At 73.0% G+C, this 26,205-nt stretch carries 26 protein-coding genes; 16 read left to right on the forward strand and 10 right to left on the reverse strand.

Annotated elements, in window-relative coordinates:
• Positions 1-121 precede the first annotated feature (121 nt).
• The 4 genes from ACYVK7_RS12420 to ACYVK7_RS12435 all read left to right on the forward strand — a co-directional run bounded on the left by ACYVK7_RS12420 (position 122) and on the right by ACYVK7_RS12435 (position 4,371).
• Complete coding sequence (locus tag ACYVK7_RS12420) at positions 122-2,029, forward strand: ABC transporter ATP-binding protein (protein WP_460888241.1); 1,908 nt, start codon at positions 122-124, stop codon at positions 2,027-2,029.
• A 152-nt stretch (positions 2,030-2,181) separates the two neighbouring features.
• Positions 2,182-2,766, forward strand: coding sequence for a hypothetical protein (locus tag ACYVK7_RS12425; protein WP_460888024.1), 585 nt, complete (start codon positions 2,182-2,184; stop codon positions 2,764-2,766).
• Positions 2,766-2,996 carry a helix-turn-helix domain-containing protein gene (locus ACYVK7_RS12430; protein WP_460888025.1) on the forward strand — a complete coding sequence of 77 codons (231 nt, stop codon included), beginning with the start codon at positions 2,766-2,768 and terminating at the stop codon, positions 2,994-2,996. Before ACYVK7_RS12425 ends, ACYVK7_RS12430 begins: the two co-directional genes overlap by 1 nt.
• 22 nt (positions 2,997-3,018) lie before the next feature.
• Positions 3,019-4,371 (forward strand): endo-1,4-beta-xylanase, encoded by a 1,353-nt coding sequence (locus ACYVK7_RS12435; protein ID WP_460888026.1) that lies wholly within the window; start codon positions 3,019-3,021, stop codon positions 4,369-4,371.
• A gap of 86 nt (positions 4,372-4,457) precedes the next feature.
• On the opposite strand, the gene ACYVK7_RS12440 is transcribed toward ACYVK7_RS12435, so the two are convergent.
• On the reverse strand, positions 4,458-5,228 hold the full coding sequence (locus ACYVK7_RS12440) for an SDR family oxidoreductase (protein WP_460888027.1): 771 nt from the start codon (positions 5,226-5,228) through the stop codon (positions 4,458-4,460).
• Positions 5,229-5,329: 101 nt separating this feature from the next.
• Here ACYVK7_RS12440 and ACYVK7_RS12445 point away from each other — a divergent pair, with 101 nt between their 5' ends.
• Complete coding sequence (locus ACYVK7_RS12445) at positions 5,330-6,163, forward strand: helix-turn-helix transcriptional regulator (RefSeq protein ID WP_460888028.1); 834 nt, start codon at positions 5,330-5,332, stop codon at positions 6,161-6,163.
• A 73-nt stretch (positions 6,164-6,236) separates the two neighbouring features.
• A complete protein-coding gene (locus ACYVK7_RS12450; RefSeq protein WP_460888029.1) occupies positions 6,237-6,638 on the forward strand; it encodes a YchJ family protein in 402 nt (133 codons plus the stop codon).
• A gap of 200 nt (positions 6,639-6,838) precedes the next feature.
• Here ACYVK7_RS12450 and ACYVK7_RS12455 read toward each other — a convergent pair whose 3' ends face one another.
• The 4 genes from ACYVK7_RS12455 to ACYVK7_RS12470 are packed head-to-tail and all read right to left on the reverse strand — an operon-like array spanning position 6,839 to position 9,335.
• On the reverse strand, positions 6,839-7,543 hold the full coding sequence (locus ACYVK7_RS12455; RefSeq protein ID WP_460888030.1) for a class I SAM-dependent methyltransferase: 705 nt from the start codon (positions 7,541-7,543) through the stop codon (positions 6,839-6,841).
• Positions 7,543-8,154, reverse strand: coding sequence for a response regulator transcription factor (locus ACYVK7_RS12460; protein ID WP_460888031.1), 612 nt, complete (start codon positions 8,152-8,154; stop codon positions 7,543-7,545). Before ACYVK7_RS12460 ends, ACYVK7_RS12455 begins: the two co-directional genes overlap by 1 nt.
• Positions 8,151-9,212, reverse strand: coding sequence for a sensor histidine kinase (locus ACYVK7_RS12465; RefSeq protein WP_460888032.1), 1,062 nt, complete (start codon positions 9,210-9,212; stop codon positions 8,151-8,153). The genes ACYVK7_RS12460 and ACYVK7_RS12465 overlap by 4 nt, the downstream gene beginning before the upstream one ends.
• A complete protein-coding gene (locus ACYVK7_RS12470; RefSeq protein WP_460888033.1) occupies positions 9,213-9,335 on the reverse strand; it encodes a hypothetical protein in 123 nt (40 codons plus the stop codon). It abuts the gene before it with no gap.
• Between the two features lie 186 nt (positions 9,336-9,521).
• Here ACYVK7_RS12470 and ACYVK7_RS12475 point away from each other — a divergent pair, with 186 nt between their 5' ends.
• Together ACYVK7_RS12475 and ACYVK7_RS12480 are read left to right on the forward strand one after the other, a co-directional pair.
• Positions 9,522-10,418 (forward strand): hypothetical protein, encoded by an 897-nt coding sequence (locus ACYVK7_RS12475; RefSeq protein WP_460888034.1) that lies wholly within the window; start codon positions 9,522-9,524, stop codon positions 10,416-10,418.
• 112 nt (positions 10,419-10,530) lie between these two features.
• Positions 10,531-13,410: a hypothetical protein gene (locus ACYVK7_RS12480; RefSeq protein ID WP_460888035.1), complete on the forward strand. Its 2,880-nt coding sequence runs from the start codon at positions 10,531-10,533 to the stop codon at positions 13,408-13,410.
• On the opposite strand, the gene ACYVK7_RS12485 is transcribed toward ACYVK7_RS12480, so the two are convergent.
• Positions 13,385-14,014, reverse strand: a complete 630-nt coding sequence (locus ACYVK7_RS12485; RefSeq protein WP_460888036.1) for a sigma-70 family RNA polymerase sigma factor — start codon at positions 14,012-14,014, stop codon at positions 13,385-13,387. The genes ACYVK7_RS12480 and ACYVK7_RS12485 overlap by 26 nt on opposite strands.
• A 314-nt stretch (positions 14,015-14,328) precedes the next feature.
• On the opposite strand from ACYVK7_RS12485, the gene ACYVK7_RS12490 reads away from it, so the two are divergent.
• Positions 14,329-15,171, forward strand: coding sequence for a TrmH family RNA methyltransferase (locus ACYVK7_RS12490; RefSeq protein ID WP_460888037.1), 843 nt, complete (start codon positions 14,329-14,331; stop codon positions 15,169-15,171).
• Between the two features lie 165 nt (positions 15,172-15,336).
• Here ACYVK7_RS12490 and ACYVK7_RS12495 read toward each other — a convergent pair whose 3' ends face one another.
• On the reverse strand, positions 15,337-16,158 hold the full coding sequence (locus tag ACYVK7_RS12495; protein WP_460888038.1) for an MHYT domain-containing protein: 822 nt from the start codon (positions 16,156-16,158) through the stop codon (positions 15,337-15,339).
• A gap of 306 nt (positions 16,159-16,464) precedes the next feature.
• Here ACYVK7_RS12495 and ACYVK7_RS12500 point away from each other — a divergent pair, with 306 nt between their 5' ends.
• The 3 genes from ACYVK7_RS12500 (at position 16,465) to ACYVK7_RS12510 (ending at position 21,037) form a co-directional block, all read left to right on the forward strand.
• Complete coding sequence (locus ACYVK7_RS12500; protein WP_460888039.1) at positions 16,465-17,442, forward strand: siderophore-interacting protein; 978 nt, start codon at positions 16,465-16,467, stop codon at positions 17,440-17,442.
• A gap of 96 nt (positions 17,443-17,538) precedes the next feature.
• The gene (locus ACYVK7_RS12505; RefSeq protein ID WP_460888040.1) at positions 17,539-19,539 is read left to right on the forward strand and encodes a vWA domain-containing protein; all 2,001 of its coding nucleotides are present in this window, start codon (positions 17,539-17,541) and stop codon (positions 19,537-19,539) included.
• A gap of 1 nt (position 19,540) precedes the next feature.
• Positions 19,541-21,037: an extracellular solute-binding protein gene (locus ACYVK7_RS12510; RefSeq protein ID WP_460888041.1), complete on the forward strand. Its 1,497-nt coding sequence runs from the start codon at positions 19,541-19,543 to the stop codon at positions 21,035-21,037.
• Positions 21,038-21,045: 8 nt separating this feature from the next.
• Here the strand turns inward: ACYVK7_RS12510 and ACYVK7_RS12515 are convergent, their stop codons facing one another.
• From ACYVK7_RS12515 to ACYVK7_RS12525, 3 genes are read right to left on the reverse strand one after another with little or no spacing between them, the layout of a single operon-like run.
• Positions 21,046-21,624, reverse strand: a complete 579-nt coding sequence (locus tag ACYVK7_RS12515; protein ID WP_460888042.1) for a YbaK/EbsC family protein — start codon at positions 21,622-21,624, stop codon at positions 21,046-21,048.
• Positions 21,621-22,157: a YbhB/YbcL family Raf kinase inhibitor-like protein gene (locus tag ACYVK7_RS12520; protein WP_460888043.1), complete on the reverse strand. Its 537-nt coding sequence runs from the start codon at positions 22,155-22,157 to the stop codon at positions 21,621-21,623. Before ACYVK7_RS12520 ends, ACYVK7_RS12515 begins: the two co-directional genes overlap by 4 nt.
• Positions 22,158-22,202: 45 nt before the next feature.
• A complete protein-coding gene (locus tag ACYVK7_RS12525; protein WP_460888044.1) occupies positions 22,203-22,826 on the reverse strand; it encodes a QsdR family transcriptional regulator in 624 nt (207 codons plus the stop codon).
• Between the two features lie 193 nt (positions 22,827-23,019).
• On the opposite strand from ACYVK7_RS12525, the gene ACYVK7_RS12530 reads away from it, so the two are divergent.
• Genes ACYVK7_RS12530 through ACYVK7_RS12545 form a run of 4 tightly spaced genes read left to right on the forward strand, consistent with a single transcriptional unit; the run spans position 23,020 to position 26,203 of the window.
• Positions 23,020-23,784, forward strand: a complete 765-nt coding sequence (locus tag ACYVK7_RS12530; protein WP_460888045.1) for an SDR family oxidoreductase — start codon at positions 23,020-23,022, stop codon at positions 23,782-23,784.
• Positions 23,785-23,825: 41 nt separating this feature from the next.
• On the forward strand, positions 23,826-24,425 hold the full coding sequence (locus ACYVK7_RS12535) for a TetR/AcrR family transcriptional regulator (protein WP_460888046.1): 600 nt from the start codon (positions 23,826-23,828) through the stop codon (positions 24,423-24,425).
• Positions 24,426-24,428: 3 nt separating this feature from the next.
• Positions 24,429-25,448, forward strand: a complete 1,020-nt coding sequence (locus ACYVK7_RS12540; RefSeq protein ID WP_460888047.1) for an NADPH:quinone oxidoreductase family protein — start codon at positions 24,429-24,431, stop codon at positions 25,446-25,448.
• Positions 25,445-26,203 (forward strand): SDR family NAD(P)-dependent oxidoreductase, encoded by a 759-nt coding sequence (locus ACYVK7_RS12545; RefSeq protein ID WP_460888048.1) that lies wholly within the window; start codon positions 25,445-25,447, stop codon positions 26,201-26,203. Before ACYVK7_RS12540 ends, ACYVK7_RS12545 begins: the two co-directional genes overlap by 4 nt.
• Positions 26,204-26,205: the final 2 nt, after the last annotated feature.

Consider the following 26,205-nt stretch of genomic DNA (forward strand, 5'->3'; position numbering starts at 1 on the left):
AGGCAGCGTGAGCGCGCAGGACAAGTCCCAGGGCGACGGGGCTACGGCCACGAAGCCCGCGCCGTCCGGCCCCCCGCCCGGGCGTGGCCCGGGCGGGGGCGGGCCGATGGGCAGCATGGGCATGCCCGTGCAGAAGCCGATGGACTTCAAGGGTTCGCTGCGCCGGTTCGCCGGCTCGCTGCGCCCCGAGCGGATCAATGTCGTGGTGCTCCTGGTGCTGGGCATCGGCTCGGTGGCCCTCACCGTGCTCGGGCCCAAGCTGCTCGGCGACGCGACGAACGTCATCTTCGCCGGCTTCGTGGGCGCCCAGCTGCCCGAGGGGGTGAACAAGGAGCAGGCGGTCGAGGAGCTGCGCCGGCAGGGTCAGGACCAGATGGCCGACCTGATCTCCGGCATGCCGGGCCTGGTGCCCGGTCAGGGCATCGACTTCGCGTTCCTGATGCAGACCCTCGGCTGGGTGGTGGCCGCCTACGTGGGCGCCTTCCTGTTCGGCTGGCTGCAGGCGCGCATCACCACCGGAGTGGTGCAGCGGACCATGCGGAACCTGCGCGACGAGGTGGAGTCCAAGCTGCACCGCATCCCGCTGTCGTACGTGGACGCCAAGCAGCGCGGCGAGATCCTGTCCCGGGTCACCAACGACATCGACAACGTGGCCCAGACGACCACCCAGACCCTCGCGCAGCTCGTGACGGCGCTGCTCACCGTGGTGGGCGTGCTCGGCATGATGTTCTGGATCTCGCCGGTGCTCGCGCTCGTGGCCCTGGTGACCGTACCGCTGTCCGTGGTCGTGACCATGCAGATCGCCAAGCGCAGCCAGCCGCAGTTCGTGGAGCAGTGGGCGGCCACGGGGCGCCTGAACGCGCACATCGAGGAGTCGTTCACCGGCCACTCGCTCGTGAAGGTCTACGGGCACCAGGAGTCGACCGCCGAGGTGTTCGCCAAGGAGAACGGCGCGCTGTACTCGTCGAGCTTCAAGGCGCAGTTCATCTCGGGCACCATCCAGCCCGCGATGGGGTTCCTCGGCAACCTGAACTACGTGCTCGTCGCGGTGATCGGCGGGCTGCGCGTGGCGTCCGGCACGCTGTCGCTGGGTGACGTGCAGGCGTTCATCCAGTACTCGCGCCAGTTCACGCAGCCGCTCACGCAGGTGGCCTCGATGATGAACCTGCTCCAGTCCGGGGTGGCCTCGGCGGAGCGGGTGTTCGACCTCCTGGACGCGCCGGAGCAGTCGGCCGACCCGGAGCGGTCGCAGAAGGTGGAGCCGGTGCGCGGCCGGATCGCCTTCGAGGACGTGACGTTCTCGTACACGCCCGACCAGCGGCTCATCACCGGGCTGAACCTGGTCGCGGAGCCGGGCCAGACCATCGCCATCGTCGGTCCCACCGGCGCGGGCAAGACGACCCTGGTCAACCTCCTCATGCGGTTCTACGAGGTCGATGGCGGCCGCATCACGCTCGACGGCGTCGACACGCGCGAGATGTCGCGCGACGACCTGCGCTCGTCGGTCGGGATGGTGCTGCAGGACACCTGGCTCTTCAAGGGCACGATCGAGGAGAACCTGCGGTACGGCGTGCCGGACGGCGCCGTGGTCGACGAGGAGAAGTTCCTCGCCGCCACCCGGGCCACCCATGTGGACCCCTTCGTGCGGACCCTCCCCGACGGCTACGACACCGTCGTGGACGAGGAGGGCTCGTCGGTCTCGGCCGGTGAGAAGCAGCTCCTCACGCTCGCGCGGGCGTTCCTCGCCGACCCGGCGATCCTGGTGCTCGACGAGGCGACCTCGTCCGTCGACACCCGCACCGAGGTGCTCGTGCAGGAGGCGATGAACCGGCTGCGCAAGGACCGCACGTCGTTCGTCATCGCGCACCGCCTGTCGACGATCCGTGACGCCGACGTGATCCTCGTGATGGAGCACGGCGACATCGTGGAGCAGGGCTCGCACGACGACCTGCTCGCCGCCGACGGCGCCTACGCGCGGCTGTACGCGAGCCAGTTCGCGGCCCCGGTGGTGGAGGAGCCGGCGGGCTGACCCGACCGACGTCGTCGAGTGCGGGCTGTGTGCTGCCGGAGACCGTTCCGGCCGGCACATGGCCCGCACTCAGCGGTTTCGTTGACCGCCGGCGGCATATCGTGCTTCGATAGTATCGATAAGCGATATGTCGACGAACAGGGGTGGTGGCGATGGCCAGACGGCTCGACGATCAGCGACGGAACTTCGAGGTGATGGCGCTCGCGGGCGGCCTGGCGGTCCTTGCCGGGCTGGGATTCATCGTCCGCGACCTGGTGCGGATCCTGCCCAACCGGGACGTCCCTGTCCCGATCGATCTCGCGCACGTGCCCCAGGACGTGCTCCTGGGCGGCACCGCCGCAGCGCAGGCGACGGAGGCGGTGATCCGGGTGTCCGATCTGGGCCCGGTGCCGTACGCGGCCGTGCTGACCGCCGCGTTGCTGCCGACGCTGGTGCTGATGACGGTGGCCGTGTGCTTCGCCGTGCTCGGTAGGTCGTTCGCGAGCGGCGACTTCTTCGCCCCTGGTGGCCTGCGGGCGATGAAGGTCACGTCGATCACGCTCGTGCTCGGCTCCGTGGCGATCCCGACCCTGCGGGTGATGGCCGCGAACAGCGCACTGGGGAGCGTCGGCGTCGACCTCGGCCAGAGGATGGGGACCGACTGGATCCTGTTCGCGGCAGGGCTGATGCTCGGCTCCGTCTGGTACGCGTTCCAGCGTGGTGCCCGCCTGCAGCGGGAGACCGAGGGCCTCATCTGATGCCGACGGAGGACAGCGACGGCCGCGTGCACTGCCGCCTCGATGAGCTGCTGGCGGAGCGTGGCATGACGCTGGCGCGGTTGGCCGAGCTGGTCGGGGTCACGGTGGTGAACCTGTCGGTGCTCAAGAACGACCGCGCGCGGGCCATCCGGTTCTCCACGCTGACGGCGATCTGCGACGTGCTGCAGTGCGAGGTGGGCGAGCTGCTCGTCGTCGTGCCGCACGAGTGAGGCGGGCGGCTATGGTCGGCGCGTGACCTCTCTCTTCACTGCGCCCACCGAAGGACGCACGCCCGACCCGAGCCTGGCGCACCGGCGCGCCGACGCCACGGTGACCCTGCGCGGACCGGACGGTGCACCGCTGGCCGACCGCGACGTCGTCGTCCGGCAGACGCGGCACGCGTTCCTGTTCGGCTGCATCGGGTTCGACCTGATGGACCTCGCGAACGGCACCTCGCAGGACCCGCAGTACGACGGGCGCCTCGCCGACGCGTGGTTCGACGTCTTCAACCAGACCACGCTCCCGTTCTACTGGGGCACGTTCGAGCCCGAGCGCGGGGCACCGCAGACCGAGCGCCTGCGGGGCGCGGCGCGCTGGTTCGCCGAACGCGGCGTCGTGGTCAAGGGGCACCCGCTCGTGTGGCACACGGTGCAGCCGGCCTGGCTCCGCGGGCTGCCCGACGACGAGGTCGAGCGCCTGCAGCGGGAACGCATCCGGCGCGACGTCGCGGCGTTCCGCGGCGTGGTCGACACCTGGGACGCGATCAACGAGGTGGTGATCATGCCGGTCTTCACCGCGGAGGAGAACGCGATCACGCCCCTGGCGCGGCGCATGGGCCGCGTCGGGATGATCCGGATGGCGTTCGAGGAGGCGCGCGCCGAGAACCCGGGCGCGACGCTCCTGCTCAACGACTTCGACATGTCCACGGGGTACGAGTGCCTCATCGAGGCCGTGCTGGAGGCCGGGATCCGGATCGACCGGCTCGGCCTGCAGAGTCACATGCACCAGGGCGCATGGGGTGAGGAGAAGACCCTCGCGATCCTGGACAGGTTCTCCCGGTACGGCATCCCGATCCACTTCACGGAGACGACGCTCCTGTCGGGCGACGTGATGCCCGCGCACATCGTGGACCTCAACGACTGGCAGGTCGAGTCGTGGCCGTCCACGCCGGAGGGGGAGGAGCGCCAGGCCGACGAGGTCGAGCGGCACTACCGGACGCTGCTGTCCCACCCGAGCGTGGAGGCCACGACGTACTGGGGCCTGTCCGACCGCGGCATGTGGCTGGGCGCCCCGGGCGGTCTGCTGCGGGCGGACGGCTCACCCAAGCCGGCGTTCGACCGGCTGCGCGCGCTGGTCAAGGACGAGTGGTGGCTCTCGCCCACCACGCTGCGCACCGACGCGGAGGGCCGGGTACGGTTCGGCGGATTCCTCGGTGACTACCGGATCGAGCCGGCCGACGGTGCGGATGCCACGGACGGTGCGGGTGCCACGGACGGCGGGGATGGCGCGGACGGCGGGGGTGGCGCGGACGGCGGGGGTGGCGCGGCGCTCACGCTGACCCACCCGGGCGCCACCACCCTCACCGCCACCCTCCCGCCGAGGTAGTCACCTGGCGAGGTAGTCGTCTGGCGAGGTAGTCACGTAGCGCGAGCTGGGCGACTACTTCGCCAGGTGACTACTTCGCCAGGGGACTACCTCGCGGAGGCGGTCGCGTGCGGGTCCGTGCCGTTGAGGGTCGCCACGACCTGGTCGTAGTCGCCACGGACCTCGCCGTAACGCAGGAACTTGACCCGCTCGACCTGGATCTCGTGCGCGTCCGGCCGGGACTCCAGGAGCGAGAGCACCTCGTCGGCGAACTCGTCCAGCGGCATCGCGTGCGGGTTGGTCCCGTGGCCGGGCATGAGCTCGGTCTGCACGGACGGCGGCACCAGCTCCGTCACGGCCACGCTCGTGCCGGAGAGCTGCAGCCGGATCGACTCCGACAGCATGTGGATCGCGGCCTTGGTCGCGTTGTAGGTCGGCGTCGGGCGCAGCGGTGCGTGCGCGAGGCCCGAGGAGACGGTGAGGATGGTCGCGTCGGACCGGGTCTGCAGGTGCTCGGTGAACGCGGCGATCAGCCGGATCGGGCCCAGCAGGTTCGTGGTCACGGCCGCCTCGGCGTCCTCGAGGAAGCTCGGGGTGCGCCAGTCCTCCGCTCGCATGATCCCTGCCATCGGCACCAGCACGTTGACGTCGGGGAACCGCTCGATCACCTCGGCGGCGGCCGCTCGGACCGAGTCGGGGTCGGTGGTGTCGAGGCGGACGGTGGCGAACCCGTGGTCGACGGCGACGGCGTCGAGAGCCTCCTTGTCCCGGCCGCCGATGATCACGGTGTTGCCCTTGGCCTGGAGGCGGACCGCCAGGGCGAGGCCGATGCCACGGTTGCCGCCGGGAATGAAGATGGTGTTACCGGTGATGTTCATGTCTCCAGCGTGCGGGCCCCGCGTGGGCAGCGGGAGAGGCCTGGGGAACCAGGGACCGGCGGTCCCTGGCTCCCGCGGGCGGAGCGGCGCACCATAGGCGTATGAACCGCGCAGCCCTCGCCGACTTCCTCCGCCGACGCCGCGAGGCGCTGCGCCCCGCCGACGTCGGCCTGGTGCCCGGGCCGCGCCGTCGGGCACCGGGACTGCGCCGCGAGGAGGTCGCGGCCCTGACCGGGATGTCCGTGGACTACTACGCGCGGCTCGAGCAGCAGCGCGGGCCGCAGCCGTCCGAGCAGATGCTCGCCGCGCTCGCGCGGGCCCTGCGCCTGACCGCGGAGGAACGCGACTACGTCTTCCGGCTCGCCGGCCACGGCGTGCCCCGGCGCATGCCGCTCGACTCCCACGTGGCGCCCCCGCTCCTGCGCGTCCTGGACCGTCTGGAGGACTCCCCGGCCCTGATCCTGTCCGGTCTGGGGGAGGTGCTGGTCCAGAATCGGCTGGCCGAGGCGATCTTCGGTACGCCACCCGCGTCCGGCCTGGCCCGGAGCAACGTCTACCGCTGGTTCATGGAGCCGGAGTCGCGCGACGTGTACCCGCCCGAGGACCACGAACGGCAGGGCCGCAGCCAGGCCGCCTCCCTGCGGGCGGCGCACGCGGCAGCGGGTCCTGGCTCGGTCGCCGACGAGATCCTGCGCGTCCTGCTGCGCGAGAGCCCCGAGTTCGTCCGCGTGTGGGAGCTGCACGAGGTGTCCCGCCGGTTCGAGGACCACAAGACCCTGGTGCACCCGGAGCTCGGCAGTATCGACGTGGACTGCCAGGCGCTGTTCACCGAGGACCAGTCGCAGGCGCTCCTGGTGCTCACACCCGCACCGGGCAGCGAGGCGGAGGAGAAGATCCGCCTGCTGGCGGTACTCGGGCACGAGACGTTCGCGTAGCCGAGCGCGCCGTCAGCGGACGGGCGGCGGGCCGGCGCGCCCACGACGCCGGCCGGGGTGCGAGGATCGTCGCGTGCACGACGACGAACGCTGCCCCTGCCTCTCCGGCGACACCTACGGCGCCTGCTGCGGGCGCTACCACTCCGGTGCCGCGACCGCGCCGACCGCCGAGGCGCTGATGCGCTCGCGGTACTCCGCGTTCGCGACCGGGGACACCGCCTACCTGTTGGCGACCTGGGCCCCGCAGACCCGGCCGCCCGCCGTCGAGGCCGGTGACGAGCAGTGGCGCCGCCTGGACATCCACCGCACGGAGCGGGGCGGACCGTTCGACACCGCCGGCGTCGTCGAGTTCACCGCCTACTACCGCTACCCGGCCACCGGTGTGCGCGGGAGCCTGCACGAGACCAGCCGCTTCGTGCGCGAGGACGGCCGCTGGTACTACGTCGACGGCGACCGGCAGGCGCACGACAACTAGGGACGGCGACCGGCAGGGCACGACAACCAGGCAGGGCGCCGTGAGCAGGGTGCCGGCGCGGCAGGGTGTCGGTGGGGTGGTAGCCCAGGGCGTGGGCGCCAGGTCTGATGAGGTTCAGCCCAGCCGGCACCTACCGAATCAGCACACCATGCCCGCCGGCGGCTGCCACGTGCCCGCGCCGTTCGTCGTGCGCGAAGCGCTCAGTCCGCCTCGAGCACGAAGTAGATGAAGCAGACGAAGGCCGTCCGCTCTCCGCCGGTGATGCGTGGTGGCAGGAGCTCGGGCGGAGTGTCCGGTGCGGGCGGCGGCTCGCTCAGGACGCGGACGCGGAACCCCGCACCGGCGAACGCGTCGAACATCGCGTGCAGCGGCCGGTGCCAGAACGTCAGCACAGCTCGTTCGCCCGCCAGCTCGAACTCGTCCGAGAACTGGGTGGTGGCGAAGTAGTCCTCGTCCGGGTTGGTGACCACCCGCACGGTGGGGTGGTTGACCGAGAGGATGAGCCGGCCGCCGGGCCTGAGTACCCGGTGGATCTCGGCCAGGGGCGCGGACCAGTCCTCGAGGTAGTGCAGGACGAGGGAGGAGACGACGTCGTCGAACGAGTCGTCCGCGAACGGCAGCGGCTGGGCGAGGTCCGCGACGTGCAGCGGCACGTCGTCGCCCAGCCTCCTGCGCGCGTGCTCGAGCATCGCGGGGCTGCCGTCCAGCCCCGTCATGAGGGCACCCCTGGTGCGCAGCTCCGCCGTCAGCGGGCCGGTACCGCAGCCGGCGTCGAGGATGCTCCGGCCGCTCACGTCGCCGGCGAGCCGGATCATGGCGGGTTTGTCGTAGTACGTGTTGAGCAGGCTCGAGGCGTTCTCCGCCGCATAGCTGTCGGCGAAGCCGTCGTAGTGGTCGGCCTTCATCAGATCCAGCCCTCCTCCCATGCCCGGTGCGCCGCCGCGTGGCGGGTCGCGACCCCGAGCTTGGCCATCGCGGACGACAGGTAGTTGCGCACGGTCCCCGGTGCGAGGTGCACCGTGGCCGCGATGTCCGAGACGGGCGCGCCCGCGCGGGCCGCGCGCAGCACCTCCAGCTCACGGTCGGACAGCGGGCACTCGTTCTCCGTGAGCGCCGACGCGGCGATCTCCGGGTCCACGTAGCGGTGCCCGACGGCGACGTCGCGCACGATCTGCGCCAGCCGCGCCGCCGGCGTCGACTTGGGCACGAACCCGCTCACGCCCGCGGCCAGCGCCCGGCGCAGGACGGCGGGCCTGGCGTGCCTCGTGACGATGATGACGCGGGGCGGCGTGCCGTCGGACCGGGCCAGGATCTGCGCGGCCGCGTGCAGCCCGTCGGCGGGCGGCATCTCCAGGTCGAGCACCGCGACGTCGGGTCGGTGCTGCTCGGCGAGGCGCACGGCGTCGGTCGTGGTGGCAGCCTGGGCGACGACCCGCAGGTCGTCCTCGAGATCGAGGAGGGAGCTGAGAGCACCGCGCAGCAGCTCCTCGTCGTCGGCCAGCAGGAGGCGGATCATCCGGACACCGTAGCCGTGACCACGAACCGGTCGTCGTCGCCGTCCCAGGTCAGGTGCCCCCCGACGGCGCCGAGCCGCTCTGCGAGGGACACGAGCCCGGTGCCGTCGCCGGGGCCCGCGGGCTCGTCGCCCGGCCGGGCCGGACGCGCGCCGTCGTTGTCGATCACGAGGCGCGCCCCGGCGCCGTCGGGCAGCAGGACGATCGCCGCACGGGTGGCGCGGCTGTGCCGCAGCAGGTTGGTGGTCGCCTCGCGCACCACCAGGCCCAGCAGGGCGCGTGGCGCCTGGGGGAGGGCCGCGGCGAGGTCGGCGTCGACGTCGGCCCGGACCTGGACGCCGGCCGCGGCCAGGACCTTGGACGCGTTGGCGATCTCGGCGTCCAGCGTGGTGCTCCGGTAGCCCTGCACCAGGGCCCTGGTCTCGCGCAGGGCGTCTCCTGCGAGCTGCTGGACCTCGCGCATCTGCTCGGCGGCCCGTGTCGGGTCGGCCTCCGCGAGCCGCGCCGCGAGCTCGCTCTTCAGGGCGATCACCTGGAGGTGGTGCCCTTGGATGTCGTGCAGGTCGGCGGCGAACCGAAGCCGCTCGTCGGCCACGGCGAGCTGCCCGGCGAGCCGCCGGGCGTCGTCGAGGCGGGCGGCGACCTGCCAGCCGCGGAGCATGCCGAGCATCGCGGGGCCGAACGCCAGCACCATCAGGGCCGGCATCCACACGGCGTGCCCCACGTCGGGTTCACCGGTGACCAGTGCCGTGCTCAGGCCGATCGCCGGCAGCACGACCAGCGCGGCGCCCAGCACCGTCCACGCCCGGCGTGCGGGCAGGAACATGGCCAGCACCGAGATGGTGGCGGCGGGCGCCAGCGACCAGATCCCGAAGCGGCCGAGGGCGAGCGGCACCGCGGCGGCCACGACGGCCGCGCAGCAGACGGTGGCCAGCCAGCCGACCGACGGCGCCCGGTCGCGGACCAGCCGGCCCAGCAGGACACCGCAGGCCACGACCGTGGTCGCGGTCGCGAGACCCGTGAGGGCGCGCGCCCCGGCCGGCGCCGCGGGGTCCAGCACTCAGTCACCGACGGCGAAGCCGAGCACGCACGCCACGGTCCCCGCGAGGCCCCACCAGATGTTGCGGCGGAAGCTCGCGAGTCCGCTGCCGCCGTCGTCGGCGACGGTCCGTGCGGTGCTCATGACGTCATCCTGCCAGCGCCGACGGCGGTCGGGGCGTCCTGCCGGGCCTTGATGACATCTGTCATGCGGGCCGGTGACATGTGCGCCTGCCGGGGTGCGGTCCGGCACTACTGGCCGCGGTCGCCGTCGGACAGCGTGGGGACCAGCGCGGCGAGGAACGCCGCCCGGACCGAGGGAGACGGAGACATGACAGAGACGACGGCAACGACGACGGCGACGACGGCGGCAACGGCGGCAACGGCGGCCCACCCGGTGCCCCACCGGACCGCACCCGCGACGCCAGGGCGGAAGGCGCTGCGGTTCCTGGTGCACCTGGCGGAGATGGTCGTCGTGATGGTGCTCGGGATGATGCTCCTGGCGCCGGCATGGGACTGGGCGGGTGCGGTCCTCGGGATCGAGGCGGTGCTGGCCCGGGCGGACGTCGGCGCGGTGGTCATGGTGGTTGACATGGTGGCCGCGATGACCGTGTGGATGCGGTTGCGGCGGCACGCCTGGTCCGCGACCTGGGAGATGAACGCGGCGATGGCGGCGCCGTTCGCGGTGCTGCTGGCGCTGTTCTGGGCCGGTGTCACGAGCGCGGGCGACCTGATGCTCTGGGGCCACGTGCTGATGGTCCCGGCGATGGCGGGCGCGATGCTGCTCCGGCCGGCCGAGTACACGGAGCACGTCCACAGGTTCGACCTGGCCTGGCTGCGCAGCCGGTGGCCGGTGCTGGTCGGGCTGCTGCTCCTCGTCGGCACGCTCGCGGGCGGGGGAGCCGGCGTGCCGACGTGGCTGGTCTTCGCGATGGCCCTGGTGTACCCCGTGGTGGGCATCCTGCGGAACCGGATCCGGGGCCGGTCGATGGTTCTGCTGCAGGCCGCGGGTCTGGCCGTGTTCGGGGGCATCAGCCTGCTCGCCGGCGCCCTCGCGGGGCAGGACACCGGCGCGTACGTGCTCGCGGCCGGGCTCGTGGGGCACGGCGTCTGGGACGTGTTCCACCACCGGGCGAACGCGGTCGTGTGGCGCTGGTACGCGGAGACCTGCGTGGTCTACGACCTGCTGCTGGCCGCGGCGGTGCTCGCCTCGACGGCCGGGTCCTGAGCACCGGATCGGCGGGCCGGGACGCACGGCGCTACGGGATGTGCGCAGGATGTGACCGGGCCGCGCGTGGCGGCACGCGTGTCGTCCACGCGCGGCCCTACTTTGGGGCGCTATGGACAACGCCCAGCCCAGCATTCTCGAGCTGCGGATCCACGGCATCGCGAACACCCCGCCGCACGGCACGCTCGACCTCGGCCGCGGCGAGGTGACCCGGTCGGACGGGGACGGCCTCGGCAGCTTCTGGACCCCGAGACCGCACGTCGAGAGGCGGGACAAGGCGCTCCCGCCGGGACACGTCCACGCGATCCGGCCCGACGTGCGCCGCGAGGCCTACTCGTGGGGCGCGATGGCACGGGTCGGCGGCCTTCCGTTCGGTGGTCTGCTGGGTGTGGTCGGCACCTTCGCGGTGCGCCTCCTGTGGGCGGCGATGGTCCCGTTCGGCCTGGCGAACGCCGCGTACTGGGCCCGCCGCATCCCGCGGCCCGACCCGGCGGCCCACCGTCCGCCGTCGGGCAGCCTGCGCCCCGAGTCGACCGCTGCCCTCACGCGGGTGTTCTCGCTGGGCCTGACCCTCCTGTTCGTGTCGGCGGTGGCGACGGTCTCGCTCTCCGTGATCGGCACCCGCTGCATGGGCCTGGCGACGGCGGGGCCCGACTCCGTGGTCCCGGTCTGCGCGCGCGTCCCCGCCGTGCTCTACGGCCTCGCCCGGATGGACGTCGGCGACCGGCTGGCGCTCCTGTCGCTCGCCCCGGTGCTGCTGGTCGCCGTGCTGGTGGCCGTGGCGCACAGCGGCCAGGTCCGGTTCGAGTCCAAGTTCTCGGTGATGCGCGCCGGGCGCACGCGGGCGCCGTCGGGCCCGCCGCTGCACCGGGCCGGCTTCTGGTCGCAGCGCACGGGCTCCGGCCTGCTGTGGGCGCACCTGGGCGCCGCGCTCGCCCTGACGGGGCAGTTCCTCACCTGGACCCGGTACGCCGACCCCGGCCTGCCGATGCCGGGCCTACCCGTGGCCGGCCTGGTCGTGATCGTGGGTGCGTGCGCGTTCGTCGCCCTGCGCACCGACGACGACGGCGTACAGGCCCTCTCCCCGCGCTGGAAGGGCCGGGCCGGTCTCGGGGTGTTCGCCGCCGGCCTCCTCGTCTGGCTGCTGGCCTGCTACGCGGGCCTCGCCGGGCCGCAGCCGCACGACATGCCGGCGCTGATCGGGCTGGATCTGGTGCCCGCGCTGCTCGGCGTCGGCCTGTTCGGCATCGCGGCGACCGGTCTGGCCTGGCGTACCGCGCGCAGCGCCGTCGCCGTCGCGGCCTGGACGGCGGTGCCCGTCGTCGCCACGGTCTGCGTGGCGGTGGTGCTGGTGGTCCAGCCGGGTGCCCCGCTGCGGTACCTGCTCGTCGCGGTGGCGGTGCTCGCCGTCCTGAGCCCCGCCGTGGTGGTGCTGGCGGCGGCGGTGCTGCGGCGCCGCGCCTACGAGGGCTGGAACGGCGCGGGGCCTGGCGTGTTCCTGCTGGTGTCCGCCGCGTCGGCGGCCGTGTACTCGAGCCTGCTCGTGCTGGGCGTGCAGTGGTTCCTGCGAAACGGTCAGGAGGCGGCGCCCACGCCGCTCGGGGACGGCCTGGTCGGCATCGCGCGCGGCGTGCCGGACGCCGACCTCGTGCGGGTCCCGCCCGTCTACACCGAGTTCGGCACGGCGTCCGTGGTGATCGCGCTCGTGTTCGTCGTGCTGCTGTGCGTGGCGCTGGCCGGACCGTACGTGATGGACGTGGTCCGCTCCCGGGCACTGTGGATCCCCGGCGCGCCCCGCACGTTCGGGCCGCCCTACGGTCCGGCGGTCCCGGCCTGGCGTGCCGTGGCGGACGCCCCCGAGCCCGACGGCGGCCCCAACCCCGTGCTGGAGCGGGTGCTGCGCGGCCGGCAGGTCGCCGCGATGTCGCACCGGGCGGAGCTCGCCGTCGGCGCCCTGGCGGCCGCCGCGTACGTCGCCGCCCTCGTGGCGCACATCCCGCTGATCGCGCAGCACAGCGACACCGGTGACGTGCAGGTGCCGCCGTGGCTGTCCGGGCTCGCGGTGCCCGCGCTGGGCGTGCTCGCGGCGACGCTCGTGGTCAGTGCCCTCGCGGGTGGCACGGGCGGTGGCCCGTCGCGGCCGTGGGGCCTGCTGTGGGACCTGCTGTGCTTCCTGCCGCGCAGCGCCCACCCGTTCGGTCCGCCGAGCTACGCCGAACGCGTGGTGCCGGAGGTGCGTTCCCGGGTGGACGCCTGGCTCACCGGCGCGGACATCGCCGACGACGCCGAGCGTGCTCGTGTGGCCCCCACGCGCCGCGTGGTGCTGTCCGCGCACTCGATGGGCGGGGTGCTGGCCTCCGCGGTGGTGCTGATCCGGGCGGGCAACCCGGTGCCGGACGTCACCGACGGCCGGATCGGCCTGCTGACCTACGGCGTGCAGCTGCGGCCGTTCTTCGGCCGGTTCTTCCCGGACCTCCTGGGCCCGACGACGACGGGCACGCCACCGTGCACAGGCCCGGGCTGGTCGGCGGACCCGTGGGGCGGCCAGGTGCGGGACGATCAAGCGCAGGACGGTCGGGCGCAGGACGATCAGGTGCAGGACGATCTGGCGCGGGACGGTCAGCCGCTGGGTGGTCCCGGACCCGGGGCGGCCCCGGCGGCGTCGTTGACGCCGGAGCGCCCCGAGCCCGGCTCGGGGGTACAGGTCACGCTGATGTCACTGCTGACCTGCGGTACGAAGCCCGCGTGGGTGAACCTGTGGCGGCGCACCGACTTCTTGGGCTTCCCGGTGGTGGGGTACGGGGTGAACGAGGTGGACCGCGGGGCGGAGGAGATGGACCGGTCGGCCTATCTCTTCGCCGTGGCGACCCACTCCGGGTACCAGTCGTCGTGGGCTTACCACGCGGCGCTGGACGAGGTGGTCGCGCGGCTGACGCCGGCTGGGCCGTCGGGTGCCCAGCCGGCGGTCACGCAGCGAGGGGAGCCGGGCTGACGACGTCGCGCAGCCGGGCCAGCGCCCGCTCGAGGATCTGCGCCACGTGCTCCTTGGTGACGCCCAGGCGGCGGCCGATCTCGTCGAGGGTCCGCGTGGTGCCGTCCAGCAGTCCGAAGCGCATCTCCAGGACCCGGGCCTCCACGGCGTCCAGGTGCCGCAGGGCCTGCCGGACGCGGCGGCGCAGCATGGTCTGCTCGGGGGTCGGACCGCTCTGGCTCGCCGTCTCGGCATGCTCCGCTGCGGCGACCGCGCGGACGATGGAGCGGCGCACCCAGCGGGTGGCGTAGGCGGCGAACGTGCCGTGCGCGGGGTCGTACGAGTCCGCTGCGCGCACCAGGCCGACGTTGCCTTCCTGCACCAGGTCCATGAACGGCAGGCGGCCGGAGTAGGAGCCTGCGACGGCGGGAACGAGCCGGAGGTGGGCGAGGACAAGACGCTCCTTCGCGTATTGCCCGTCCTTGACCCGCTCTTCGAGCTGCATACGGAAGCTGGGGGAGACCGCAGTGGCGTCGAGCGTGCGAGCGGCGTCCGCTCCGGCGACCGCTCGCTCGAGCAGCGACTCGAGCTGCGCGTCGTCCAGCGACGGCGTGCGCTCGATCATCGCAGCGTAGGACGGAGGCAACGCCGGGTGTGGACTGGCCTCCTTGCCGCGCCGCGCACGGGACGACCGGGGATTTCGGGTAGTTCTCATCGCAACTCTCCTCACGAGCGGGACGAACTTTCCTTGCCCGGAGCATATGGAGTCTTGGGGCTCTGGGGAAGCCGAGAGGATTTCGCTGTGAGAGATAACGGGACGATAACGGCGTCGTTCTGCGGATCGGGGCGCGAGAACTGGTTCTGGACGCCGGCCGAGGTCGGCCCGCCACGATCACGCCGTTGTCGGGTGCTCGCGGCACCGAGGGGCAGAATGGGCCGGTGACCACCCTCGACGTCGTCCGCATCGACGACCCCGCCGACGAGCGCCTTGCCGACTACAACAGCCTCACGGACGTCGTCCTGCGCTCCAAGCACGAACCGGCCAAGGGCCTCTACATCGCGGAGAGCTCGACCGTGATCCGGCGGGCGCTCGCGGCCGGCCACCGGCCACGGTCGTTCCTCATGGCGCCGAAGTGGCTGGACTCGATGACGGACCTGATCGCGGCGACCGGAGCGCCCGTCTACGTCGCCGAGGAGCCGCTGCTGAAGGAGATCACGGGCTTCCACCTGCACCGCGGCGCGCTGGCGGCGATGCACCGGCCGCCGCTGCCCGGCGTGCACGAGCTGCTCGCCGGCGCACGCGGCGGCGCGGAGGCCCGGCGGGTGGTGATCCTCGAGGACATCGTGGACCACACGAACATCGGCGCGGCCATGCGGGCGTGCGCGGCCCTCGGGGTCGACGCCGTGCTGCTCACGCCGAGCTGCGCGGACCCGCTCTACCGGCGAGCCGTCCGGGTCTCCATGGGGACCGTCTTCCAGATCCCGTGGACGCGGATCGACCCCTGGCCGAGCGGCATCCGGACCCTGCACGAGCACGGCTTCAAGGTGGCGGCGCTCGCGCTGGAGGACGACTCGATCTCGTTGGACGACCTGGTGGCCGCCCCGCCCGAGAGGCTCGCCCTGGTGCTCGGCACCGAGGGCGACGGCCTCAAGGCGCGGACGATCGCCGAGTGCGACCTGACGGTCCGGATCCCGATGTCCGGGGGAGTGGACTCGCTGAACGTCGCCTCGGCCGTGGCCGTCGCCGCCTGGGCCACGCGCGTGCCGGAGACCGACGGCTGAGCCCACGCCGGTCGCGGACACGCCATCGTCCGCGAGGCACGCCCTGATCCACCGATCCAGGCGGGTTCCGCGGATCATGGCGTGCCCCGCAGGTGATGGCGTGCCCCGCCGCCCCACCGGGGAGGGTCTAGCGTGGCCCCGACTGTCCTGAGAGCGTTCCCACGGTCAAAGAAGCTGGGACCGGCGGCGGGGCTCGGCCGCCTCGCGCTCGATCTCCTCCTGCCGCCCCTGCCAGCCCTTGAACTTCTCCTGGGCCTCCAGCTCCGCCGCGCTCGGCGCCAGGCCGACCACCAGGAGCAGCAGGATCGTGCTGATGGTGACGCCGATGATCAGCGGGCCCAGCAGCGCGGCGACGGAGACGCCCACGTCCGGGACGATGACCGTGCCCCTGACGACCTCGGCCCGCATCGCGGCCATGCCCGTGTAGTGCATGCCGGAGACCGCGACCCCCATGATGAGCATGGCGCCGGCGCCCGCGGCGAAGTTGTGCACCTTCGCGGAGAGCCAGAGCCCCGCCGTCGCCGCGACGATGCCGATGGCCACCGACAGGAGCACGGTGGGCAGGTGGTAGGTGAGCTCGACGCCGACGTGCACGGCACGCATGCCGAGGTAGTGCATGGCGGAGATGCCCAGACCCGTCACGGTGCCGCCCGCGACGAGCGCGAAGGGTCCGACACCCGCCGCGCGCACGATGAAGAGGCCGAGCCCCACGACGGCGATGGCGAGCAGGCCGCTGGCGATCGTCAGGGGGACGTCGAAGCGGGTCTCGGTGCCTCGCACGTGGAACCCGAGCATGGCGACGAAGTGCATCACCCAGATGCCGGTACCGCCGATGGAGACGGCGCCGATGGCGAGCCACGCGGTGCTCGCGAGACCGTGCGAGACGCGGGCCCGGGCGGTGCAGGTCAGGCCCACGGCGCACCCGGCGCACGAGAGCAGGAACGAGATGACGGGCGTGACCCAGCCCAGCGCGAAGTGGTCGATCATGGTGGAGGCTCTCCAGCGAGTACGAGGTAAGCGTGCGGCCGGCCGCGGACGGCGGCGGCGACGGCGCCAGGGGCAAGGTCGTTGCGTAGGCCGATCGCTACCCAGTAAAGAGGGCCAGGAGGCAAGATGCACCCTTTGTACAGGGTTAATTATGCGCCAGAAGGGGTGATCTATTCCGTAGCCCGTCGTCCTGTTTCTCGTCGATCGCGACTTCGTGATAATGGCGCTGAGCGGATTCTCCGGTGACCAGGGTCACTGCGTGGAGGGGTGGCACAGGGGGTGCAAAGTTAGGTTAGGCTCACCGTCGTGACCACCCAGACCGAGGGGCTCGAAGCCAAGCCCTCGCGAATGTTCGATGTCGAGGTAGCGCGCGTGACGCGCCTGTGCCCGTCCTTCGTCCGCTTCACGTTCCGCGGCCCGGACCTGGACAAGTTCGCCGACAACGGCCGCGACCAGCGCATCAAGCTGCTCCTCCCCGCGCCTCGTGGTGGCTGGGACGGCCTGCGCCGCGACGACCCCGACTGGTACGCCACGTGGCGCTCTCTCCCGGACGAGCAGCGCAACCCGATGCGCACCTACACGGTCCGCACCGTGCGCCAGAACCTGCGCGAGGTCGACGTCGACGTCGTCATGCACGGTGACACCGGCCCTGCCTCGCGCTGGGCCCTGAACGCCGTCGCGGGCGACCCGCTGGTCATCATGGGACCCAACGCCGAGTACGACGGCATCCACGGTGGTGTCGAGTTCGCCCCGCCGTCGTCCAGCCACGCGCTGCTGCTGGCCGGTGACGAGACCGCCGTGCCGGCCATCGCCGCCATCTGCGAGTCCCTGCCGGACGACGCGGTGGGCGAGGTCTTCCTCGAGGTGCCGCACCCCGAGGACGGCTGGGAGCTCGGTGCGCCCGACGGTGTGCGCGTGCACTGGCTGGCCCGCGACGGGCGCGAGCACGGCGACGTGCTGGTCCCCGCGGTCCAGGACGCCGCGGACCGGTTGCTCGCCATGGGTGTGCGGCCGTCGTCGGACACCGCGCCCGCGCTCACCGCCGCCGGCGTGGACCTGTCGGGCGAGCCCGACGACGTCGACATCGACACCGGGATCCTCTGGGAGGTGCCGGTCGACGAGGCGGGCCGCCCCCTGGCGCAGGAGACCGTGCTGTACGCGTGGCTCGCCGGCGAGGCCGGCGTCATCAAGACGCTGCGCCGCTATCTCGTGAACGAGTGCCAGGTGGACCGCAAGTCCGTGGCGTTCATGGGCTACTGGCGCAAGGGCCGCTCGGAGAACTGAGCACTCCTCCCGGGCGCAGGCGGCCGATATTGCATTGAACCCGCAAAAGCCATGGTCAATGTGGTAAATATCGGACCCTGACGTTCGGGAGGACGTATGGGTGCGACGGGGCAGCCTCTCAAGAAGTCCGACCGCCGGGAGGGTTCCCGGCCGTGGTGGGGGGATCACCGGACGACGGTGTTCGCGGTGTTCGGCACGGTGGCCGGGATCTGCACCGCGGCGATGGGGGTCGTCGACCGCAGGACGCAGATCGTCCTGCTGGTGGTCTCGGTCGTGCTCTTCCTGGCCGGCCTGGCCGGTCTCGTCCGGATGCGGACGTACGCGCGCTGGTTCGCGGCGGCGTGGACGTGGGCAAAGGGGCACCGGATCGTCGTCGCCGCGGTGACGGTGGTCGTGCTGGCCGGCTCGACGGGTGCGGCGGTCGCGCTGCAGTCCGCCCGGTCCTGCGAGGACCCTACGGAGGTCGCCGTCATGGTCCCGGACGACGGCGCCGCGGGCTTCACGGCGGTGGCGGACGCCTTCGAGCGCGCCTCGGTCACGCCGTTCTCCTGCCCCCGGTACCACGTGACGACGTTCGGGATGGGCTGGCCCGCCCTTCGCGCCGCCTTCGAGTCGGGCTGGGGCGCTGGGTCCGGCCAGGGCGGCACGGCCTCGCTGGACCTGGGTCCCCGGCCCGACGTGTGGCTGGCGGAGTCGATGGCGCAGGCGGACATCGTGGCCCCGCGCGGGGCGGGCAACGGCTTCACGGCCTCCGCCCCGACGCTCGTGGCGGGCTCGCCGCTGGTGCTCGCGGTGCCGGAGCCGCACGCGCAGGCGTTGACCGCGACGACGGGTGACGGCGACACGGTCCAGGAGCTGATGGCGGCGGCCGCGGCCGCGGGCCTCGACGTCGTACGGGCGAACCCGGACACGTCGTTCGCCGCGGCCGTGCACACCGAACGGCTCTACGCCGGGTCCGAGCCCGGGACCGGGGCGCGGGAGGCGCTGGAGCTCGACCTGGGGCACGCGCTCGAGCGGGCAGGTCTGCCGCTCGGGACCGACGGCGCGCTGCTGTGCCGGCTCGACGAGCTGTCCCGGACCGGACCGCCCCGGGTGGCGGTGCTGACCAGCGAGCGTGCGATCCTCGACCGTGGTGCGGCCTGCCCGGCCTCGGCCGCCGGTGGCAGCGACGCCGCCCTCGTCCCGTTCTACCCGGACTCCGCCGTCGGCCTCGACTACCGGGCGGTGCGGCTGACCTGGTCGGACGTGGAGCCGTCCGAGCGCCGTGCCGCCGCGTCGGAGGCCTTCGTCGAATGGCTCGGGTCGACCGACGGGCAGGAGGCACTCGACCTGCTGGTAGGCGTGCGTCGTCTGAACGGCCATCCGCCGTCGGGCGAGGACGGGCCGCTGCCCGGCCTGCAGGGCGCGCCGACGGTGCGGCCCGGCACGGGTGTCGTCGCGCACACGCGCGTGCTCTCGACCGAGCAGCAGTACCGCGCCGCCCGGCGGCCGGCGCGGGTCCTGGTGCTCGTGGACTCGTCGGCCTCCATGGGCAGGCCGGCGGACGGCGACCGGCTGCGCATCCACGTCGCCGAGCGTGGCGTGCTGGGCGCGCTCGGCCACCTCGGCGGCTCCGACGAGGTGGGCATCTGGTCGTTCTCCGGCGATGCCGGGTCGAGCCCCCGCCCCGTCCTCGACGTGACCGCGAGCGAGGTGGCCAGGCACGAGGCGCCGGAGCTGCTGCGCGACGAGCTGCGGCCGCTCGGCCACACGCCCCTCTACGACGCGATCGACGCCACGACGTCCGAGCTGATCCGCCTGGACCCGGACGGCGCGTCCCGCAGGCACCTCACCGCGCTGGTCGTCCTGACCGACGGCGAGAACCTGCCCGGCGGTGGTCCGGGCGCGGAGCTGTCGGCGTCCGACCTGGTGCGCTCCGCCCGCGCGGAGGCCGCCGCGGGGGTGCGGGTCTACGTCGTGGCGGTCGGTGAGGCGTCGTGCCAGGTGAGCGACCTGCGGCGGATCGCGGCCGAGTGGGACGGCGAGTGCTGGGACAGCTCGTTCGGTGAGCTGGAGGGCACCCTGGCCACCCTGTTCGGACAGCTGGGAGGTCGGTGACGTGACCGGAGGCGCGGCGGGTGGCGGGTCGGTGAACGGGACGCACGGTGTGATCACGCGCCGGGGGTTCATCGTGGGCGGTGCGGTGGGGCTGCTGGCCGGGGCGGGGCTGCCGCTCGGCCTGGAGCGGCTGTTCGGTGGTGCCGCCGACCTGGAGACGTTCTCGCCGGGCGACCAGCTCACGATCCTGAGCGGTCGCGACGAGACCGACGGCGGGCAGCGGCGACTGCTCGTGGACCTCTGGAACCGGGTGCACGAGCAGCACCCCGCACAGATCGTGGAGGTGTCGAGCAACGCCGACCGCGCCTACAGCACGATGCTGTCGGCCGCGCAGGCCCGCGAGCCCGGCTACGACGTCTACAACCTCGACATCCCCTGGGTGCCGCAGTTCGCGCAGAGCGGCTACCTCCGGGAGCTCGACGACGCGACGGGTGACGGGTTCCTCGGCGAGCCGTGGGCGGCCGGGACCTGGGACGGCGCGGTGTACGCGCTGCCGTTCAACTCCGACGTCGGGCTGCTGTACTGCAACCTGGACCTGATCACGGAGTACTACGACGGCGAGGTGCCCGCCACGGACCCGATCCCGGTGCGCGACTGGGCGAGCCTGGACGCGTTCGCGCACGAGGCCCTCGCCAAGGTCGGGGGCGACGCCGGAAGGCTCAGCCGGCCGCCCGTCGACACGGCGATCGCCCTCCAGCTGGCCGACTACGAGGGGTTCACGGTCAACCTGTGGGAGATCCTGCTGGGCGCGGGTGCCGTCTCGGTGGACGCGGCCGGACGCCCGGTCTTCGAGGACGTCGAGCGGATCGGCAGGACCGTCGACGGCCTGGCGCGTCGGCTGCGCGACTCGACGGACGGGCCGAGCGGCACGGCGGCGTCGCTCGCGTTCGACGAGCAGGGCTCGCTGGCGGCCTTCGCCGCGGGGCGTGCGGTCTTCCTGCGGCACTGGCCGCGGGCGCTGCGCCTGCTGCGGGGCAGCGACGCGGCGCCGTTCCGGGTCGGGTTCATGCCGGTGCCGGGCGGCGGCCTGCTGGGCGGCCAGAGCCTCGCCGTCGCGGCGGCGTCCCGGTACCCGGTGGCGGCCCGGCGCCTCGTCGAGTTCCTCACCGACGAGCGCAGCCACCAGCTCATCTTCGAGCGCGGCGGGTTCGCGGCGAGCCGCGAGGCGCCGTACCGCGATCCTGAGGCGCCCTGGGCCCTGGAGCCGAGGACGGACGGGCTCGCCGCCTCCCTCGTGAACTACGCGACGGGGAAGGGCGCCGAAGGTACGAACGACCCGGAGCGCAAGGCCAACGACGCCTTGCGGCTGGCGATGGACGGGGCGTCACCTCGCCCGCGCCTGCAGCACTACGTGGAGCTGAGCGAGGAGTTCCGCCGGTACGTCCGGGCCGCCCTGACGTCGTCGGCGTCCGCGGCGGGTGGCCGTGCCCCGTTCGACGGTGCCCGGTTCGCCGAGCGCATGGACGCCGCGATGGACGGCAGGATCGCACCGGCCTGAGGCCACCGTCAGCGTTCGACGCCCAGGTCCTGCGTCACCTCGACACCCGGCATGCCGCACAGCAGCGGACCCGGCATGAGGATCTTGGACCGGCGCACCCCCGAGCCCATGAGCGCCATCGTGCCTTCCTCGGCGAACCGGGAGTCGACCAGCACGCGGTAGGCCTCCGGCAGCCCGACGGGCGTGATGCCGCCGTACTCCATGCCCGAGTCGGCCACGGCGCGGTCCATCGGCAGGAACGACGCCTTGCGCACGTCGAGCAGCTTGCGTACCCGCTTGTTGACGTCGGCGAACGTGCTGGCAGGGACGACGCACGCCGCGACGCGCTCGTCCTCGCCGCGCTTGCCCGCCACGAGCACGCAGTTGGCCGACGCCTCCGGCGGCAGGCCGTGCAGCTCGTTGAGCGTGGCCGTCTCGGCGTGCTCGGGGTCGATCTCGGTGACGGCGACCAGGCTCGCGACCCGCGGGTCGGCGCCGGCCCAGGCGGTCAGCGCAGCGAGCACCGGCTCCGCGAGCAGCTCGGGGTGCTCGAGCGCGGGCGCCCAGGCGAGGTCGCCCAGCGTGGGCAGCGTGGCGTGCTCGCTCATCGGCTGTACGTGGCCGTGAGCGTGGCCCGCCCCAGCAGGTGGAAGTACACGTTGAACGCCACCTGCGCGTTGGTGTTGTCCGGGCCGAGGCCCAGCTCGCCGGGTTCGGCGTCCAGGGCGTGCACGGCGAAGATGTACCGGTGCGGGTGGTCGCCCGGCGGCGGGCCCGCGCCCTCGAAGCCCGGCGTGTGGCCGTCGCTGTGCGTGTGGAACGCCCTGGCGGGCAGACCCGAGCCGTCAGGGGTGCCCGCTCCCGTGTCGAGGGACGTGACGGAGGCAGGCAGGTCGACGACCGTCCAGTGGTGGTAGCCCATCGGTGTCGGCGCGTCGGGGTCGTAGCACGTCACGACGAAGGACTTGGTGCCCTCGGGGAAGCCGCTCCACGTCAGGGCGGGGGAGATGTTCTGGTCGTGTGCGGCGTGCGCGTCGGGCATGCGCTCGCCGTCGGTCAGGTTGCTGCTCGTCAGCGAGAACGTCGCGGGTGCGGGCAGCAGGGTGTACGGGTCCGGCGGGTAGGGGCGAGTGAAGTCCATGACCCCACTCTGCCGAATCGCCGGGGCTGGTGCCAGCGCCCTCGCTCAGCCCACCCGGAGCAGGTGCCGGAACGCCGTCCGCGCCCGCTCCGGGCTGGGCTCGTCGCCGGTGATCAGGTCCGCGTACGTGAGCGACTCCGACACGCGCACCAGCAGGTAGGCCAGCTCCTCGGGCGTGATGGTGCCGCCGAACGGCTCGTCACCCAGGTCGCGGACCACCAGCCACTCGACGGTGGCGACGTACCGCCGCTGGATGGGGCTGTCGGTGGTGGTGAGCAGCCGCAGCGCACGGGCCGGCTCCCTGCGCAGGAACGCGCGGAAGTAGTCGGCGACGATGAGGTCGTGCGCGAACGTGGTCAGCAGGCCCGCGAGCCGTTCGGCGCCCGTCAGGTGCTCCGTCGCGCGCTCCGCCTGCACGAGCGTGGGCACGGCGAGCGACCACAGCACCTCGCTGAGCAGCGCGTCCCGGTTGCCGACCCAGCGGAACACCGACGTCCGGTCGACGCCGAGCTGCGCGGCCAGGGGGCCCATGTCGATGCGGTAGCCCTCGATGAAGGTGTCGCGCGCCAGGTCCAGCACCCGCCGTGCCTCGGGGCGCGTGGCCAGCCGGGCGGAGAGGCGGCTCGGCGCGGCCTCCAGGCCGACCGTCGCGATCGACGTCGTTGTCATGGCGACCATCCAACCGCTGCGGAGCGTGCGGTGCAACAAGATGCAGAATGATGCATAAAGGACATTGGTGCGCAACCTCGATTCAAGCAGCCGGTGGCGGCGGTGTCACCCTGGCGATTGCCGGGGCTCTGGCCACGCCGGGTCGCGACATGCTACGGTCACGCCCAAACCGACCGGACGGTATGGGAGACACATGGCAGACGACGACGTCGCCGGCAGGTTCGAGGGCAGGGTCGCCCTCGTCACGGGCGGGAGCAGGGGGATCGGTCTCGCGATCGCCCACCGCATCGTCGCGGAGGGCGGTTGCGTGGTGATCACCGGACGCTCCGCCGACACCCTCGAGGAGGCGGTGGCCGGGCTCGGCCCGGACCGCGCCCTGGGTGTGCCGGGCAAGGCGGACGACGCCGCCCACCGCGCGGACGCCCTCAGGCGGGTGGCCGACCGCTTCGGACGCCTGGACCACCTCGTGAACAACGCCGGGATCAACCCGGCGTGGGGGCGGCTCGCCCAGCTCGAGGCGGGCGTGGCCCGCAAGATCCTCGAGGTGAACGTGATCGCCGCGCTGGAGTGGACGCGGAACGCGGCCGCCACCGAGGCGGGCGGCCTGCGGTCGGTCGTGAACATGGCGTCGACGGCGGGCACGGCGTCGGCGCCGAACATCGGCTTCTACGGCGTCTCCAAGGCGGCCCTGGTCAACCTGACCGTCCAGCTCGCCGACGAGCTCGCCCCGTCGACCCGGGTCAACGCCCTCGCGCCCGCGGTGATCAGGACGCGGCTGGCGCGCGCCCTGTACGAGGGTCGTGAGGAGGAGGCGGCAGAGGGCTATCCGCTGCGGCGTCTCGGCATGCCGGACGACGTCGCGGGCCCCGCCGCGTTCCTCCTGTCCGACGACGCGGCCTGGGTCACCGGCCAGACGCTGCTGGTCGACGGCGGCGCGAGCGTGCGGACCTCCCTGTGAGCCGGGCGGTGAACGTGGCGCAGGCGGTGAAGGATGAGCCCATGCGCACCACGAACGTCCAGGACCAGGTTCTTCGAGCGGCTCTCGAGCTCTTCTCCACGCGGGGGTACGCGACCACCAGCGTCCAGGAGATCGTCGCGGCGGCCGGCGTCACCAAGGGGGCGATGTACCACTACTTCGCCTCCAAGGACGACCTGCTGTTCGCGATCTACGACCGGTTGCTGTCGCTGCAGAAGGCGCGCCTCGAGGAGATCGTCGCGACCGGCGCCGAACGGGGCGACGACGTCGAGCAGGTGCTGCGGGCCGTCTGCGAGGACGTGGTCTCCACGTCCATCGAGTTCCTGCCCGAGGGCACGGTCTTCACGCGCAGCCAGCACATGCTCATGCCGGACCGTCAGGCCGAGGTCAAGCGCCGCCGCCGCGAGTACCACGAGGAGTTCGAGGCGCTGCTCCGGCGCGGCATGAAGGAGGGGGTGTTCCGCGACGACGTGCCGACGGCGATGCTCATCGCGCACTTCTTCTCGGACGTGCACTACCTGTCCCAGTGGTACTCGCCCGCGGGGCCGCTGACGGCGAGCCAGGTGGCGGGGCAGCTCACGGAGCTGTTCCTGCGCAGCATCAGAGCAGCAGGAAAGGACTGACACGTGAGCGTACCCACGGCGATGAAGGCGTGGCGCGTGGTCTCCCACGGGGAGCCGGAGCGGGTGATGGAGCTGCACGACGTACCGGTGCCCGAGCCCGGCCCGGGCGAGGTGCTGCTGCGGGTGCGGGCGGTGGCGGTGAACTTCCCCGACGTGCTGCTGGCCCGCGGCGAGTACCAGGTGCGCCCGGAGCTGCCGTTCGTGCCGGGGATCGAGCTGTGCGGCGACGTCGTCGCGCTGGGTGACGGCGTGCCCGAGGGCGAGCGGGTACGGGTCGGCGACCGCGTCGTCGGCTCGAAGATCGGGGTGCTGGCGCAGTACGCGACGGTGCCGGTCGAGGCGGTGCACCCCGCGCCGTCGGCCCTGGACGACGCGCAGGCCGCCGCGCTGACGATCGCCTACCAGACGGCGTGGTTCGGGCTGCACCAGCGGGGCGGGCTGCGGGCCGGCCAGACGCTGCTGGTGCATGCCGCAGCGGGTGGCGTCGGCACGGCAGCGTGCCAGCTCGGCAGGGCGGCCGGGGCGCGCGTGGTCGGGGTGGTCGGCAGCGAGGCGAAGGTGGCCGCCGCACGCGCCGCGGGCGCCGGCGAGGTGTTCCTGCGCGACGACGACTGGGTCGCCGCCCTGCGCAGACCCGGCGTCGACGTGGTGTTCGACCCGGTGGGCGGCGACTCGTTCGAGCGCTCGACCCGCTGCGTCGCGTTCGAGGGCCGGATCGTCGTGGTCGGGTTCGCGAGCGGGCAGACGCCGAAGGTCCGGGCCGACCTCGCGCTCGTGAAGAACTACGGCGTGCTCGGCCTGCACTGGGCCCTGTACCAGCAGCGCCGGCCCGACCTCGTGGACGCCGCCCACGCCGAGCTCGACAGGCTGGCCGCCTCCGGCGCGGTGCGCCCGGTGCTGAGCGACGTGGTCGGGTTCGACCAGGCGCCCGCCGCGGTGGCGCGGCTGGCCGGCGGCGCGACCACGGGCCGGCTCGTGGTCCGCGTGGCCGACGACGCGGTGGTCGGGGAGGTGGCCGCATGACCGGGCCGAGCGCCGCCGCACTGCACGACCTGACCGGCCGGGTGGCCCTGGTGACGGGCGGCGCTCGCGGCATCGGCGAGGCGTACGTGCGCATCCTGCACGACGCCGGCGCGAACGTGGTGGTCACCGACGTCCTGGACGCCGAAGGGCGGGCGCTGGCCGACGGGCTGGGGGAGCGGGTGCGGTTCGAGCACCTGGACGTGACCGACGAGGAGGCCTGGGACCGGGTGGTCGGCCAGGTGACGGGCGAGCTCGGCGGCGTGGACGTGCTGGTCAACAACGCCGGCATCGCCAACGCCGCGCCGATCGAGCACTTCACGCTCGCCAAGTGGAACGCCGTGATGGCCGTCAACGCGACCGGGGTGTTCCTGGGCTGCCGGGCCGTGGTGCCCGCGATGAAGGCTGCCGGGCGCGGCTCGATCATCAACATCTCCTCGGTCGAGGGGCTGCGCGGGAGCTGGAGCCTGCACGGGTACACCGCCTCCAAGTTCGCGGTGCGCGGGCTGACCAAGTCGCTCGCCGTCGAGCTCGGCAAGGACGGGATCCGGGTGAACTCGGTGCATCCCGGCCTGGTCCTGACCGAGATGAGCGTCAAGATCGATCCCGACGCGCTGGTGATCCCGCTCGGCCGGCCGGGTGTGCCCGACGACCTCGCGGGGACCGTCCTGTTCCTCGCGAGCGAGGCGTCGGCATGGATCACCGGCCAGGAGATCGTGGTGGACGGGGGCATGACGAGCGGGATACCGCACAGGTAGGC

The sequence above is a fragment of the Promicromonospora xylanilytica genome (assembly GCF_054782895.1).

What these genes read in the sequence shown, in the direction of transcription:
- ACYVK7_RS12525 (WP_460888044.1), bottom strand. Translation starts at nt 22,826, where the DNA reads ATGACAACGACGTCGATCGCGACGGTCGGCCTGGAGGCCGCGCCGAGC.
- ACYVK7_RS12535 (WP_460888046.1), top strand. Translation starts at nt 23,826, where the DNA reads ATGCGCACCACGAACGTCCAGGACCAGGTTCTTCGAGCGGCTCTCGAG.
- ACYVK7_RS12420 (WP_460888241.1), top strand. Translation starts at nt 122, where the DNA reads ATGCCCGTGCAGAAGCCGATGGACTTCAAGGGTTCGCTGCGCCGGTTC.
- ACYVK7_RS12505 (WP_460888040.1), top strand. Translation starts at nt 17,539, where the DNA reads ATGGGTGCGACGGGGCAGCCTCTCAAGAAGTCCGACCGCCGGGAGGGT.
- ACYVK7_RS12425 (WP_460888024.1), top strand. Translation starts at nt 2,182, where the DNA reads ATGGCCAGACGGCTCGACGATCAGCGACGGAACTTCGAGGTGATGGCG.
- ACYVK7_RS12470 (WP_460888033.1), bottom strand. Translation starts at nt 9,335, where the DNA reads ATGAGCACCGCACGGACCGTCGCCGACGACGGCGGCAGCGGACTCGCG.
- ACYVK7_RS12485 (WP_460888036.1), bottom strand. Translation starts at nt 14,014, where the DNA reads ATGATCGAGCGCACGCCGTCGCTGGACGACGCGCAGCTCGAGTCGCTG.
- ACYVK7_RS12520 (WP_460888043.1), bottom strand. Translation starts at nt 22,157, where the DNA reads ATGGACTTCACTCGCCCCTACCCGCCGGACCCGTACACCCTGCTGCCC.
- ACYVK7_RS12545 (WP_460888048.1), top strand. Translation starts at nt 25,445, where the DNA reads ATGACCGGGCCGAGCGCCGCCGCACTGCACGACCTGACCGGCCGGGTG.
- ACYVK7_RS12430 (WP_460888025.1), top strand. Translation starts at nt 2,766, where the DNA reads ATGCCGACGGAGGACAGCGACGGCCGCGTGCACTGCCGCCTCGATGAG.
- ACYVK7_RS12495 (WP_460888038.1), bottom strand. Translation starts at nt 16,158, where the DNA reads ATGATCGACCACTTCGCGCTGGGCTGGGTCACGCCCGTCATCTCGTTC.
- ACYVK7_RS12475 (WP_460888034.1), top strand. Translation starts at nt 9,522, where the DNA reads ATGACAGAGACGACGGCAACGACGACGGCGACGACGGCGGCAACGGCG.
- ACYVK7_RS12515 (WP_460888042.1), bottom strand. Translation starts at nt 21,624, where the DNA reads ATGAGCGAGCACGCCACGCTGCCCACGCTGGGCGACCTCGCCTGGGCG.
- ACYVK7_RS12530 (WP_460888045.1), top strand. Translation starts at nt 23,020, where the DNA reads ATGGCAGACGACGACGTCGCCGGCAGGTTCGAGGGCAGGGTCGCCCTC.
- ACYVK7_RS12455 (WP_460888030.1), bottom strand. Translation starts at nt 7,543, where the DNA reads ATGAAGGCCGACCACTACGACGGCTTCGCCGACAGCTATGCGGCGGAG.
- ACYVK7_RS12480 (WP_460888035.1), top strand. Translation starts at nt 10,531, where the DNA reads ATGGACAACGCCCAGCCCAGCATTCTCGAGCTGCGGATCCACGGCATC.
- ACYVK7_RS12460 (WP_460888031.1), bottom strand. Translation starts at nt 8,154, where the DNA reads ATGATCCGCCTCCTGCTGGCCGACGACGAGGAGCTGCTGCGCGGTGCT.
- ACYVK7_RS12440 (WP_460888027.1), bottom strand. Translation starts at nt 5,228, where the DNA reads ATGAACATCACCGGTAACACCATCTTCATTCCCGGCGGCAACCGTGGC.
- ACYVK7_RS12445 (WP_460888028.1), top strand. Translation starts at nt 5,330, where the DNA reads ATGAACCGCGCAGCCCTCGCCGACTTCCTCCGCCGACGCCGCGAGGCG.